The sequence below is a fragment of the Acinetobacter sp. 129952 genome, from assembly GCF_056642055.1.
On record NZ_JBWVSU010000006.1, the window covers coordinates 168,656 to 181,798 of the forward strand.

13 protein-coding genes are annotated in these 13,143 nt (G+C 41.8%); 6 read left to right on the forward strand and 7 right to left on the reverse strand.

The features are described from left to right. Nucleotides 1-352: 352 nt before the first annotated feature. A complete protein-coding gene (locus tag AC1IR0_RS08890; protein ID WP_243474374.1) occupies nucleotides 353-1,408 on the reverse strand; it encodes an aromatic ring-hydroxylating oxygenase subunit alpha in 1,056 nt (351 codons plus the stop codon). Between the two features lie 278 nt (nucleotides 1,409-1,686). Between AC1IR0_RS08890 and AC1IR0_RS08895 the strand changes: the two genes are divergently transcribed. Further along, the gene (locus AC1IR0_RS08895; protein WP_409666374.1) at nucleotides 1,687-2,610 is read left to right on the forward strand and encodes a LysR family transcriptional regulator; all 924 of its coding nucleotides are present in this window, start codon (nucleotides 1,687-1,689) and stop codon (nucleotides 2,608-2,610) included. An 81-nt stretch (nucleotides 2,611-2,691) separates the two neighbouring features. Here AC1IR0_RS08895 and hpxO read toward each other — a convergent pair whose 3' ends face one another. Then, entirely contained in the window at nucleotides 2,692-3,849 is a 1,158-nt protein-coding gene (gene hpxO / locus AC1IR0_RS08900) for an FAD-dependent urate hydroxylase HpxO (RefSeq protein WP_409666370.1), read from the reverse strand. Nucleotides 3,850-4,059: 210 nt separating this feature from the next. Between hpxO and alc the strand changes: the two genes are divergently transcribed. Then, on the forward strand, nucleotides 4,060-5,064 hold the full coding sequence (alc, locus tag AC1IR0_RS08905; protein WP_409666371.1) for an allantoicase: 1,005 nt from the start codon (nucleotides 4,060-4,062) through the stop codon (nucleotides 5,062-5,064). Between the two features lie 12 nt (nucleotides 5,065-5,076). Continuing rightward, on the forward strand, nucleotides 5,077-5,574 hold the full coding sequence (locus tag AC1IR0_RS08910; protein WP_409666372.1) for an ureidoglycolate lyase: 498 nt from the start codon (nucleotides 5,077-5,079) through the stop codon (nucleotides 5,572-5,574). Nucleotides 5,575-5,631: 57 nt separating this feature from the next. Here the strand turns inward: AC1IR0_RS08910 and AC1IR0_RS08915 are convergent, their stop codons facing one another. From AC1IR0_RS08915 to puuE, 5 genes are all read right to left on the reverse strand, one after another. Then, nucleotides 5,632-6,345 carry an outer membrane protein OmpK gene (locus tag AC1IR0_RS08915; protein WP_004280255.1) on the reverse strand — a complete coding sequence of 238 codons (714 nt, stop codon included), beginning with the start codon at nucleotides 6,343-6,345 and terminating at the stop codon, nucleotides 5,632-5,634. Between the two features lie 126 nt (nucleotides 6,346-6,471). Then, complete coding sequence (locus AC1IR0_RS08920; RefSeq protein ID WP_213687251.1) at nucleotides 6,472-7,830, reverse strand: nucleobase:cation symporter-2 family protein; 1,359 nt, start codon at nucleotides 7,828-7,830, stop codon at nucleotides 6,472-6,474. A gap of 30 nt (nucleotides 7,831-7,860) precedes the next feature. Beyond that, nucleotides 7,861-8,181 (reverse strand): hydroxyisourate hydrolase, encoded by a 321-nt coding sequence (gene uraH / locus AC1IR0_RS08925; RefSeq protein ID WP_004646924.1) that lies wholly within the window; start codon nucleotides 8,179-8,181, stop codon nucleotides 7,861-7,863. Then, entirely contained in the window at nucleotides 8,178-8,681 is a 504-nt protein-coding gene (gene uraD, locus AC1IR0_RS08930) for a 2-oxo-4-hydroxy-4-carboxy-5-ureidoimidazoline decarboxylase (RefSeq protein ID WP_184412872.1), read from the reverse strand. The genes uraH and uraD overlap by 4 nt, the downstream gene beginning before the upstream one ends. 143 nt (nucleotides 8,682-8,824) lie before the next feature. Next, a complete protein-coding gene (gene puuE / locus AC1IR0_RS08935) occupies nucleotides 8,825-9,787 on the reverse strand; it encodes an allantoinase PuuE (protein WP_253101476.1) in 963 nt (320 codons plus the stop codon). A 310-nt stretch (nucleotides 9,788-10,097) separates the two neighbouring features. On the opposite strand from puuE, the gene AC1IR0_RS08940 reads away from it, so the two are divergent. From AC1IR0_RS08940 to AC1IR0_RS08950, 3 genes are all read left to right on the forward strand, one after another. Next, nucleotides 10,098-11,147: an aromatic ring-hydroxylating oxygenase subunit alpha gene (locus tag AC1IR0_RS08940; protein ID WP_222112172.1), complete on the forward strand. Its 1,050-nt coding sequence runs from the start codon at nucleotides 10,098-10,100 to the stop codon at nucleotides 11,145-11,147. A 249-nt stretch (nucleotides 11,148-11,396) separates the two neighbouring features. Next, nucleotides 11,397-12,701 carry a type II toxin-antitoxin system HipA family toxin gene (locus AC1IR0_RS08945; RefSeq protein WP_479741317.1) on the forward strand — a complete coding sequence of 435 codons (1,305 nt, stop codon included), beginning with the start codon at nucleotides 11,397-11,399 and terminating at the stop codon, nucleotides 12,699-12,701. Continuing rightward, nucleotides 12,694-12,975 carry a helix-turn-helix domain-containing protein gene (locus AC1IR0_RS08950; protein WP_004280265.1) on the forward strand — a complete coding sequence of 94 codons (282 nt, stop codon included), beginning with the start codon at nucleotides 12,694-12,696 and terminating at the stop codon, nucleotides 12,973-12,975. The genes AC1IR0_RS08945 and AC1IR0_RS08950 overlap by 8 nt, the downstream gene beginning before the upstream one ends. Nucleotides 12,976-13,143 lie beyond the last annotated feature (168 nt).

The following is a 13,143-nucleotide window of genomic DNA, read 5'->3' on the forward strand; positions in this document are numbered from 1 at the left end:
TTGAGACTCATTGAGGGAATGGGATTTTTTTAGATATAAATCATTAATATTTAAATATATTAATAGTTTTTTTATAGTTAGGTTTAGCTTGTAATACGCCGAAAGGATGATGTTCTGTAGATATTTTTATTTTCTCTCCTCATTGAAGGAGGTTGGAAATCTCTAATCGGAGCTTGCCTGGATTGATTTATTTAATTTTCAAATTTTGAAAATATTAATCAATTTTAATTAAGAAATAAGGACATATAAATAATATTTTGATCATTCAAAAATAATATAAATAAAAACCACTATATTGAAATATAGGGTTTCTATTTAAAATTTAATCCATATTTTTAAATTTTAAAATATATTAGACAATATAACGTTTACTTAATCCCCACTCGGCTAAGATTCGACGATAGGTCGTTGAAGAGCGATCTGCTTCAAAATGCGCTTCCATAGAAATATCGAGCGGTAATTCTTCAGGTTTTTGGCTTTCTACCATGTCCTGATCTTCGGCAAAAATTTGTGCATTGAAGTCATATACCGCCTGTAAATCTCCTGTGGTATCGAAGTTGCGTGTCAGTGGTACAAATAAACGGGTTTTATTGTGTGAGACCGGACAACAGGCATTGAGAATTTTTAATTGTCCCTGTTCTGGGAAATGTACGGTTAGCACCGCAGAAAACGGTGGATAGACATCAAATACACGTTTCCACAAAAAGCCTTCCGGTGCCAGATCTTGCATACCATGTGGATAGTTGCTGACACTGCTGACATATTCGGTATGCAGGCCGTAATTTGTACGTTCTGTCGTGTATTTGGGTACAACCTGATTTTCAGGATCTGCGAAAGAACCCTGATGAACCCAGGCAAAATGTGCAACATCAATAAAGCCTTCCAGTTGACGGCCACTCGAACCGGCAATATCCACAAACGGCGGTAAAATTGCCTGATGATCTGGCATCTCCCAGGTATCTAAAACAGGAAAATTGGCTTTTGCTTCGTCACGGCCAAAAATACTGGTCCAGATCAAGCCATATTTTTGCACTACTGGAAATTTGGTCAGAGAAAAGCGCTCAGAAATGTTGGTCAGCTCGGGTTGTGCAGGAATTTTGATACATTTTCCCTGGCCATTGTAGTGTAAGCCATGATAAGGACAGACCAGATTTTCACCCGAAACCCAGCCTTTGGTTAAGGGTACGCCCCGGTGTGGACAGAGATCACGAACCAGGTGAATTGCACCACTGTCTGTTTTATACAGTGCAAGTTTGACATCAAGCAGGGTTACTTGTTGCGGTTGGGTAGAAACGTCCTGAATCCGTGCAACCGGATACCAGTGACGAGCCAGAATGTCCCAGTCCTGATCATCAAACTGGCTATAGCAGGGTTTGTTGAATAAATTGATGACTGGAATGGCGTTCATATCAAACCTATATTCTTACTGTGGATGGTCTCTTTTTACAGGCCTTGAACAGTACAGAACTGTGCAATTTTGGCTTTGCTTATGATTGAAATTACTTAATTTATTGTCATTCTGTCTATTAGAATGATTCGTACTATTCATTCTTAAAATTAGAACACATCAACCATGTACAAATGTACTTGCCGAATAAAGCTGCCTTCTTTGGCATAAAACTCGCATAAACACGTTTATCTCAAATATTGATATAAATAAACGGTGGTACTTGCTTGACTAAATTGATGAATACGCCTTTTTCCCGATTTTCAGAATATTTTATCGCGGTGGCGAAAACGGGAAGTTTACGCAAGGCCGCAGATCAATTATTCATTTCCGTGTCTGCAGTACATCGGCAAATTGCTCTGGCTGAAGAAGAACTGGGAATTATGTTATTTGAGCGCTTGCCCAATGGTTTAAAACTGACACTGGCGGGCGAATTACTCTATGCCGATGTTATAAAATGGCAAAAAGAATTCCAGCAAACCCGGATTCGCTTTGATGAAATTCAGGGGCTTACGCGTGGGACCATCGAATTCGGTTTAATTTCTGCCTTAAATGATGGTTTTGTCATGCAGTCCGTGCAATATATGTATGAACATTATCCCTGGATTAATTTTAATATCCGGGTCGCAGACAGTGAAATCGTAGCCAAAAAAGTGATTGAGGCAGAACTGGATTTTGGCCTGATCCTGAATCCGAAATCCCATCAACATATTGAAGTCCTGCACTTTCTGGAACTGCCTTTAGGTTTTGTGATGGGTAAGTCTCATCCTTTTGCTCAAGCAGAAAAGATTTATTTTTCCGATACCTTGAATGACAACCATTTTATTCCGGCCGAACCCCTGATTATTCATGATTATGTACAGGCATTGTATAAACATCATCAATTTATACCTGTACGTAAAACGGAATCGAATGATATCCGTCTGATGAATACTCTCATTAAGGCAAATACCGGGATTGGAATTTTTAGTTATCTCGATGTTTTACCGTATGTCGAGCGAGATGAAGTGGTCTTTAAACCTATCTCTGAAAAAGGGCTGCATCCGCTGACCATTGCCCTCTGTGCGGCGCCTAAACGCCAGATTTCACGCGTTTCCCAGTTGATGATCAAACATATTATTGAACAAATGGAAGCCTTAAAAAGCAAGGTGCAGCAACTGTAGTATTTTCATACCTAAATAACAAAAACCGCGATAACTAAAATCGCGGCTTTTATTTAATATTAATGATGAAATTAACTGTTTTTAATCCAATGGATTACCCACAATATTGCTAATAATGCCTTTCATAATATGTGGGCCTTGTTCTTTCCGTAGGTCTGCATACCAGTCTTTGGTAATTTGCTCATCTTTCATATGCGTGACATCACAACGCTTACGTGCACGTAGCAGCAATTCATTGGCGCGTTCATTGCGTTTATTCTGATAACGTTTCAGGGCATCTTCCAGACCTAGCGTATTAATTTGTAAGGCACGTGCCAGATAGACCGCATCTTCCATTGCCTGGCAACCTCCCTGCCCGATATCCGGTGTGGTGCTATGTGCCGCATCCCCTAAAATTACCACACGGCCCTTATAAAACTGGTTAAAAGGCTCAATATCATGGATTTCGACACGATTGGTTTTCTGCTCATCAATACTGTCAATCAGGCATTGAACCTGGGAGCACCAGCCAGAGAAATATTGCTTTAATAAGATCTTATATTCCGAACGTTGATTCTCCAGACCTGCGGGCAATGGCACATCAAAGAAGAAATAAAAGCGATGCTCTGCCACAGGCATCAGTGAAGCGCGTTTGCCTTCACCGACAAAAGTGGTCCACTGCTGTGCGGGCGCTAAATCTTCAGAGATCTCAACCAGTCCGTTCCAGTTCACATAGCCAGCATAACGGCGTTCAACCTGTTTGCCCAATACATACTGACGCGTCATGGAATGGGTACCATCTGCGCCAATCAATAATGCTGCAGAAACAGTGCTGCCATCCTGAAAACCGATTTCAACGTGTTGCCCCTTATCCTCAATAGACACTATTCTTTTACCGAGCTGAATATCCTGCCGGCCAAACGCATCCATTAACATATTTTGTAATTCAGCACGCGATACCGGATATGGACGTTGACCGACTTCTTCAATTAACGGCGCCAAACTAAACTGCGTCATGACCTCGCCATTCAAACCATCGATATAGGCTAAGTCATTCATCTGGCCACCTAACTTTGCTACCTGTTCAGTTAAGCCCAGATAGTTCAAACACTTCACCCCGTTTGACCACAAGGAAATTGCAGCACCGACAGGTAAAATCTGTTCTGCCTGCTCATAGATGGTGACCCGATGTCCGAACTTTTTTAGTGCAATTCCTGTGGTTAATCCGCCCATGCCTGCCCCAATAATTGCAATCTCCATCTATTCCTCCTGGCTATTTCATCTTCATTGCCAGCTAAAATGCTAAAAACGTGCCATCCTGAAAAAAATGCACTAAAAAAATAGCAAGAGTTGGCACACGCTGTGCTTTTAAATTCCTTCAATGTCCTGTTTTTATAAAGGCAGAAGACCTAAATTTGTATTTATAAAAGTGCATATTCATGTGACGTATACCAATGATGGAAATTTAAGATGGCGACCTTATTAGCTCCAATTTTTGATCTGCCTGCTCCAGTACAGCAGTTAATTAACCTTGCAGATGCCCGAATTGGCGCAGAAATTCTTGAATGTTCAGATGAGTTTTTTGCTGAAGCAAAACGCATGTTGCAATTTGAGGCACCGGTCTTTATCGAAGACAAGTTTGATGAGCATGGCAAATGGATGGATGGCTGGGAAACCCGTCGCAAGCGCCACACGGGCTATGATTGGGCCATCATTAAACTTGCTGTTGCAGGTCAAATACAGGCACTGGATATTGATACGACTTTTTTTAGCGGTAATTATCCGGCCTCTGCTGCTGTGCAAGCATGTTATGCGCCAGATGGAAATCTTGATCAGGCAGAATGGATCAGCATTATAGAAAATAATGTCTTGGGCCCCAGCCAGCATCATATTGTTCAGATTTCAGCAAAGCAGATATTTACCCATGTCCGTTTGAATATTTATCCTGACGGTGGGATTGCACGTTTTAAGGTCTATGGTCAGGTAAAAATCAATCTGCAAGATAGTGATCAAATGCTAGATGTTTTGGCACTAGAACATGGTGGCCGTGTCGTTGCCTATAGCGATGCGCATTTTGGACATCCACGCAATCTGATTAATCCGGGACGTGGCATTAACATGGGCGATGGCTGGGAAACCAAACGGCGTCGTGCTCCAGGATTTGACTGGTGCATTTTGGCTTTAGGCGCCAGTGCCCGAATCGAGAAAATTGAAATTGATACCGCCCATTTTAAGGGAAATTTCCCTGCAGAGGTTTCTATTCAAGCCATCTATGTTGAGGATGCAACCGATGAGCAACTCATTCCACAAAGCATGTTCTGGCCTTTTTTGTTAGCAGCCCAACCTATGCAAATGGATCATATTCATCATTACATCAATGAAATTTTACAACACGAAAAAATTTCCCATATTCGTGTCAACATGATTCCGGACGGTGGCATCAGCCGGATTCGTCTCTGGGGAAAATTGGCTTGAGTGATCAATGATATGTCTATGCAAAGTATAAAAATACAGCCTTTAAGCACTGAAAGTTTTCTGCCTTTTGGAGAAGTCATTGCCTGTCAGGGTAATCATTATTTTCATATCAATGAGCAGCAGACTGAGCGTTATCATGCCCTGGCTGAAGTAGAAAGTGACACCAAGGTCGGACTGAGTATTTTTAGAAATATGCAAGCTACGGCAATTCCTTTTCAAATCTCAATGCTGGAAAGGCATCCTCTAGGATCACAGGCTTTTATTCCGATGCACGGCCAGCAATTTTTAATCGTTGTAGCGCCTGAACTTGATTATACACAGCCCGATATTAGTCAGATTCAGGTATTTATCAGTGATGGTTCTCAAGGGATAAATTATCGTGCCAGAACCTGGCATCATCCATTATTGACCCTTGAAGCACCCAGCGAGTTTGTTGTAGTGGATCGTATAGGTAGCGGATCAAATTGTGATGTTCATCCTTTTCCTGAAAACATCCAGATCGTATTTTAAACGCATTAAAAAAAGCCCTTTTATCAGGGCTTTTAACTTATTTCTTCATCACTTTGCCTAGAAGTGATATTTCACTAAAGCACTGACATTATTTTCATCGGCATTTGGGATACCGAATTTGTTGTTCCAGATAGAATGTTCAATCCCCAGATATAAATTGGTGTCTGGAGAAATGTGTTTACCGACATTCCATTTCCATTGGGTGGTCCAGTTCATCTCGCTGTCATGAGTATCTTCTTCTGTAGACCAGTCCAAGAAGCCATCCACCAGAAATTCTTCAGTTCCCAGTTTAATTGGCACGCCATAGGTCAGTGTCAACTGGTAATCATCATCAATATTCTCATTATTCACGCGATAAAGGTTAATGCTGGCATAACGGAAATAGGGAATATCCAGATCGAAACCTACGCCGTACAGGAAGTTATCAAAACCCTCTCCACCTTCCCAGGTCGTTGAAACCAGTACATCTTTAACCGGACCAAAGGCAAGCTTCTGACCCGACACTTCACCCAAGCTCAAACGTGGTGAAAATTCAAAATAACTGGATTTAAAGTCATCTGCACCGCGCATACGGTCAATGAAGAAGAAGACATCTGCATATTTTACTTTTGCCGTATATTCAAAGGTCGCAGTCGCCTGTTTCTCATCGACCACCTCATAGTTTTCTCCATAAAGTCCGGTGACACTGAAGTCTTGCCAGATCGGTTTTGCCTGTGCGGATGCCGCACCCAATACAAGTAATGTTGCAGCAGTAAGTTGAGTGAATTTCATAAATAAGGGTCCCCAATGGAATGAAAGAATCACATTCTGAATTAAGCAAAAACAAAGCCAACATTTTTAATTTTTGATAAAAAAACAGCCCATTTTCTGGACTGTTTTCATCCTGGTTTAAATTTTCTAATGTGGAATCTTTGCCACAATTTCTGTAGTCGCTGTGCTTTTATTTTTAAATAGGTTCAGATGATTGAACAACAGGTTGAGTAAAATGGCCATTAAGCAGGTTGAGCTAATCCCCGAATGAAACAAGGTTTGCACCCATTTTGGAAAGTTGGCATAAAAGGAATGATCAATAATGGGAATCATGCCGGCTGCAATAGCCGTCGCAACAATGATAAGATTTTTTTGCTCGTTATAATCAATTTTAGCCAAGGTACGAATCCCGCTTGCAGCGACTGTTCCAAAAAGTACCAGACCTGCACCACCTAATACCGGTACAGGAATGGCAGCAATCAAACGTCCCATAATTGGCAGTAAACCCAACACGACTAAAATCATGCCACCCGCAGCGACCACAAAGCGGCTTTTAATTCCGGTAATCGCCACCAAGCCGACATTTTGCGCAAAAGCACTTTGCATGAATGACCCAAAAACAGGCGCCATCGCACTCGATAACATATCGGCACGCAAGCCATTCGAGATACGATCCGCATCCACTTTGGTACCTACAATCTCACCCACTGCAATGATATCTGCTGTGGTTTCGGTCATAATCACGAGAGTAACGATGAGCATGGAAATAATGGCTGTGAGCTCAAAAGTCGGTAGTCCAAAGGCGAAGAAGCTAGGTACCTGAATCCATGTCCCAGTCGCAACTTTAGAGAAATCACCAAAACCGAATAAATAGGCCAGTACTGAACCTAAAACAATTGCTAGAAGAATAGACAAGCGACGGATAGCGGCCTGTCGGCTCAAATTCAGGCAAATTACTAAAGCCAAGGTCATCAATGCCAGACCAATATTCTCGACACTTCCCCATTCTGGTGCCTTGGGATTGCCGCCCATCATCCAGCGGACTGCCACCGGCAATAAAGACAAACCAATGATAGTAATGACGCAACCGGTCACGACTGGTGGAAAGAAACGGATAATTTTGGAAAAATAAGGTGCGAGGAAAAAACCGATCAATGATGCGACAATGACTGCACCGTAGACGGCTTGCAAACCACCGCCTGTAGTCACAATCGCCACCATCGTTGCGACACCAGCAAAAGAAACCCCTTGCACCAAAGGTAGTTTTGCACCGATATATTTCACCCCAACGGTTTGCAAAATTGTGGCTAAACCACCGACAAATAGCGCCGCCGCAATCAATAATCCAATTTGATAAGCTTCTAGGCCGGCTGCTGTTCCCACGATTAAAGGTGGTGCAATAATTCCGCCATACATAGTCAGTACGTGTTGCAAACCGTAAGCTGCACTTTTTCCCGCACCTAAATATTCATGTTCAGGTGATATTGTTTTACTTTGTTCTGTCATTTTTCTCACCCTCAAAGTCTAAATATAAAATCAGCTTCCGCGATATGTGGAGTACGCGAATGGGCTGATCAGTAAAGGAATATGAAAATGCTGGGACGCATCTTTCACATAAAAATGAATAACTGCTTTAGGAAAAAAAGTTTCTAAACCCGAATTTTCAAAATAGGCAGATGTAAAGAACTCAAGACTATAGGCACCCGCTTTAAACTCGGTCATGCCGAAATCACTGACGCGGCCGTCTGCATTGGTTTTTGCTTCCCTAATCAGGCGACCGTCTTCAGCAAAAAGTCGAATGACCACGTCTGTCGCAGGTTTTCCCAGATGTGTATCTAAAATATGCGTGCTAATCATGCATGAAGCTCCTGAGCCAGTCGTGACAAGGCAATTTCTGCCAGTTGATGATGGACAATACGTTTCTCAATCTCTGGGGCATTTAGCAAACGATAGTTCAGGGCTTGAAGGACGTCTTCACTGCTCAATCCAGCGGCTTTGATCAGAAAGATAAACCCATATTTTTTCTCATAGGCAAGATTGCCTTTAAGTAGAGCGAGCTGGGTATCTTTATCTGCTGTAATACCGGATTGTTCACGATGGGAAAAGTCTTTTTCTATTTCACTTAATTCAGCCTGTGCCTGTTTTTCACCTATACGGGGATGATTATCCAGTGCAGTTTTAATCTCATCCCAACTCCAGGTCGCCGCTTGTTGTTGCGCTGCATTCAAAATATCCTCAAGCGATGCATAAGGACGTTTTGCGGCAAGCTCGGTCGACCAGCTGGGTATTTGCACACAGTGCTTTAAAAAGATCATCGCATCTTCTGTTGATGCTTGATTAAATTCAACAAGTTGCACTATTCAATCGCCTGATTATATTGCTTGGTTATTTAAAACTGGTTTTGCAATAACAGTGCCAAAGCTGATGTGTTTGTTATTTTTATAAAGTACATGACTCAAAAAAGAGCATCTAAAATGATCTTTTCCAATATATTTTATGATTATGGCGCATGATGGTTATACCAGTGCTCGGCAATATCCCCACGGCGGCAAATCCAGACCTTGTCATGATTCTGAATATACTCTAGGAACTTTTGTAGTGCTTTAAAACGTCCCGGCCGTCCTAAAATACGGCAGTGCATGCCAATCGACAGCATTTTTGGCGCAGTTTCACCTTCGGTATAGAGCACATCAAAAGCATCTTTGAGATATTGATAAAACTGTTCCCCGCTATTAAAACCGCCAGGTGAACTGAATTTCATGTCATTGCTATCCAGGCTATAAGGAATAATCAAATGCGAACGTGTTTCCCCTGCCTGATTGGTCAAGGTGCTCCAAAATGGCAAGTCATCCCCATAGTAATCAGCGTCATATTTGATTTGAGGAAAATCAGCCAGAAGTTGACGGGTATTCGGACTGTCCCGACCGGTATACCAGCCGATCGGTGCTTCACCAAACAGGCTTTCCAGAACGCTGACCGCCTGATCCATATATTGGCGTTCCATTTCAATCGGCATGTCCTGATAATGTAGCCAGCGCTGACCATGTGAAACGACATCATAATCGGCTGCTTTAATCGCCTCTACCACATAAGGATTACGTACCAATGCCATGCCGACCCCAAAGATAGTCATCGGCAAACCACGTTTCTGGAACTCCTGATGAATCCGCCAGAAGCCTGCACGTGAACCATATTCGTACATCGAATCCATCGACATATGTTTATCTGGAAAGCTGGCAGCACCAATGATTTCAGATAAAAACTTTTCTGATCCTGTATCACCATGTTCAATGTGGTTTTCACCACCTTCTTCATAATTCAGTACAAACTGTACCGCGACACGCGCGCCGTTTGGCCATTGCACTTTTGGTGGTTCACCATGATAGCCAATCAGGTCACGCGAATAAGGTGCACTGCGAATGCTGTCAATAAGTTCTTGTCCGCGTAAGTAGCTAGTCGTCACATCAATTCCTTGTCGATTCTGAGTAAATGATCAATTTTCTATACGCGTGATAAGCAATTTATGCGCCAAACTAGAGCATTGAAACTGAGAGCACGCTTTTTAAAAAAATATTTTCAGCGAAATTTAAGCTTAGAAATATCCCATCTCAATATTTGCGTGGTTGAATATAAAAAACCTAGAAAGATGCTTATTTGTTTTCAATCGCCGGTCAGTGTTCTGATTTACGCAATCCTATGTCCTATTAATTGAAATTTCATAGAACACCTTGCTGTTTTATAGTCCAGCTAAAGGTCATGACACAGAACCCATTATGAATACAAATATCGCCGCTTTTAGTCCCGACTTACCAGTCCATATGACATTCGAGGAACATGACTGGCATCTTTTGGCTCAGTACTGGTATCCGATTGCACTTGCGCGTGATATTACAGATCAGCCAACAAGTAGCATGCTGCTTGATATGCCTCTGGTGATTTATAAAATGAACGATGAACTGGTGGTGGCGAAAGATGCATGTCCGCATCGCGGTGTACCTTTAAGCTTGGGAAAAAATGACGGCCAAGGCGTGGTGTGTCGTTATCACGGTTTACGCTTTGGCAATGAAGGTAAATGCAACCGTATTCCTGCACATCCTCAGCATAAAATATCGGAACGTTTCCATTTGAAAACTTATGCTGCGGTAGAAAAGTATGGTCTGATCTGGTGTTCATTAAGCGCTACAAAAGATGCAGAACCTCATATTCCTAACATGCCTTTTTGGGATGATGCTGAGTATCAGCAACTGGTCTGCCCTCAGATAGACATTCAATGTTTTGCAGGAAGACAGCTCGAAGGTTTTATTGATGTGGCTCATTTTGCCTGGGTGCATCCAGACACTTTTGGCGATCCGGAGGATGTAGAAGTTCCTGATTACAGTACGACAGAAACGGAGGTCGGTTTTAATGCAGATTATATCAGCAGTGTGGGACGTTATCCGATCGGAATCGAGCAGCGTGGCCAGGAAGATTTTAAATGGTTACGTCATTTTGAAGTGAGCCTACCCTTTACTGCAACACTTACGATTCATTTTCCAAATCATGCCAAGCAGGTCATCATGAATGCGGCTTCACCCATGACTGCGCGTTCAACACGACTTTTTGCACCTATTTGCCGCAATTATGATAAAGATTTACCGGTTGAAGATGCCTATGCCTTTAATATGAAAATTTTCGAGGAAGATCGTGTGATTGTAGAAAATCAGAAACCTGAATATTTACCTCTGGACTTATCTTTAGAAGCGCATTTTCCGGCAGATCGAAGCTCGAGTATGTACCGAAAATTACTACGTAAACGGGGATTTAGTCCTTTATTTGCTGCTTAAAATTTTATTCAAAAGAAAGATTCATAATAAATAACCAGGGTTAGAGCTCCTCTGATATTTAAAAATTAATTGGGTTATATATTGATTTCTATGAGGATACATCTTGTTATATAGCCTCATAAGCCTTGTATTCTGGTGAAGATAAGGCCTTTTAGAACGATAAAGAACTTTAAGAAGATAAAATTAGTTTTTTATTAAAATAGGTATATAATAAATAAAATCACTTTACTTTACTATTTTAATAAAATTATGGATCAATATTGCACACTGCAGATTTATCAGGAAGATGAATGGCTGGATTGCGCTATTGTTGAGATTGTCGGTCAACAACAAACTGGATGGCAAGCAGCCACGCGCACATCATATCTATTTGAATATGCTATTTCTTATATGAACCTAAGCGATGGGCATGCGCTAGCCTATCATTTACCAGTAAATGTGCAAAATACCTTGCAATCTACCTGGCCAGCCTTCCTGATGGATTTGTTACCTCAAGGTTATGGCCGTAAAGAATTACTCCGTCAGCTTAATTTTTCTGAAAACACTCAGGAACAAGCAGACTGGGCGCTTCTAAAAGCGGGTGCAGGTAATCCGATTGGTAATTTACGGATTAAAGAGGCTTATGAATGGTTACAGGGGCAGTTTCCTGTTCAGCAGAATCATGGCTTTAGCCTAGACCAAGTCGTAGAACGTCAAGAAAACTTTATTGAATCCTTAGCCTCTTATGGACTTTTTATTGCCGGCTCTTCTGGTATTCAGGGCGAGTGGCCAAAATTACTGCTGACTCAAGGTCATGATGACCTGTTCTATCTGGATCACACGCTGACAGATCATCAGGTCAAACAGCATTGGCTGGTGAAATTCAGTCGTGGCAGTGATCAGAATCTAGATAAAATTTTGATGCACGAAGCCTTATATATGAAAATTGCCCAATACCTGGGACTTCGTGTTCATCAGGAACTGGAGCTGCATGGTAAGACTTTATTTATTCCCCGATTTGACCGTAAAGTCAGCGATGGGAAGGTTGAAAGAATTGCCCAGGAAAGTATTGCTTCTCTGGGAGGAAAAGCCGGTTTTGGGGTAAGAATGACCCATAACCAGATCTGTAGCCTGTTGATGCAATGCTGTACTGAACCAAAACAGGAAATCTTTGAATATTTGAAGCGTGATCTTGCCAATGTCGCTTTAGGCAATAAGGACAATCATACCCGTAATACAGCGATTCAACGTTTCAGTAATGGAATCATTCGACTAACCCCATTATTTGATTTTGCGCCGATGTGGCTACATCCAGATGGTATTGCCCGAACTACGCGTTGGGAGCGAGATGATCATGGTGGTATGCCAATTTGGCATTCAGTCATTGAACAGATCGCCGAAAGCACGATGATTGATCCAAAAGAAATCAAAGCGGTGTTAATCGAACAATTACCACTTTATCAGGGATTACTCGAGCACATGCAGTATCTGCAATTGGCACCTGAAATTCTGGAAAATAGCCAGTATCGAATTGATAATATTTGCCAACAATTGGAGGAGCTGAATTATGGATAAACGCTTCAAGCCACTGACTCCGATTCAACAGATGCAAAAGAGATTGTCTGTACTTGAAACCGTCAGTAACAATCCTGACTGGCCTTTTCATCAGGTTGCTCGCTTCATTCGTACCGAGTTGCACCTCACACTCAACGATATGGCTAAAATTACCAAGATTGCTCCCCAGACTCTACAGAAAATGGAACAACCGGAAGGCAATCCAACACTCAAGTCTATGCAAAAATTACTGGATGCTTTTGGTTTAAAGTTAGAAATTAGGGTTAAATCCTGATAGAAATCTGATGCTTTAATTGATATTTAGGGGAATTTTAGAGAAGAAGAATGGCTTAACAACTGAAAATATGCCCTGCTCCAATCTGTCTGTTAAATCCTTGCTTCATTACAGGAATCCCGGTTTAAATTAAACACGGGATTCACTGGAGGCTGACATTGTCTCATC

Excerpts from the sequence above, each read along its gene's own strand:
- AC1IR0_RS08890 (WP_243474374.1), bottom strand. The coding sequence starts at position 1,408 with ATGAACGCCATTCCAGTCATCAATTTATTCAACAAACCCTGCTATAGC.
- AC1IR0_RS08895 (WP_409666374.1), top strand. The coding sequence starts at position 1,687 with ATGAATACGCCTTTTTCCCGATTTTCAGAATATTTTATCGCGGTGGCG.
- hpxO (WP_409666370.1), bottom strand. The coding sequence starts at position 3,849 with ATGGAGATTGCAATTATTGGGGCAGGCATGGGCGGATTAACCACAGGA.
- alc (WP_409666371.1), top strand. The coding sequence starts at position 4,060 with ATGGCGACCTTATTAGCTCCAATTTTTGATCTGCCTGCTCCAGTACAG.
- AC1IR0_RS08910 (WP_409666372.1), top strand. The coding sequence starts at position 5,077 with ATGTCTATGCAAAGTATAAAAATACAGCCTTTAAGCACTGAAAGTTTT.
- AC1IR0_RS08915 (WP_004280255.1), bottom strand. The coding sequence starts at position 6,345 with ATGAAATTCACTCAACTTACTGCTGCAACATTACTTGTATTGGGTGCG.
- AC1IR0_RS08920 (WP_213687251.1), bottom strand. The coding sequence starts at position 7,830 with ATGACAGAACAAAGTAAAACAATATCACCTGAACATGAATATTTAGGT.
- uraH (WP_004646924.1), bottom strand. The coding sequence starts at position 8,181 with ATGATTAGCACGCATATTTTAGATACACATCTGGGAAAACCTGCGACA.
- AC1IR0_RS08940 (WP_222112172.1), top strand. The coding sequence starts at position 10,098 with ATGAATACAAATATCGCCGCTTTTAGTCCCGACTTACCAGTCCATATG.
- AC1IR0_RS08945 (WP_479741317.1), top strand. The coding sequence starts at position 11,397 with ATGGATCAATATTGCACACTGCAGATTTATCAGGAAGATGAATGGCTG.
- AC1IR0_RS08950 (WP_004280265.1), top strand. The coding sequence starts at position 12,694 with ATGGATAAACGCTTCAAGCCACTGACTCCGATTCAACAGATGCAAAAG.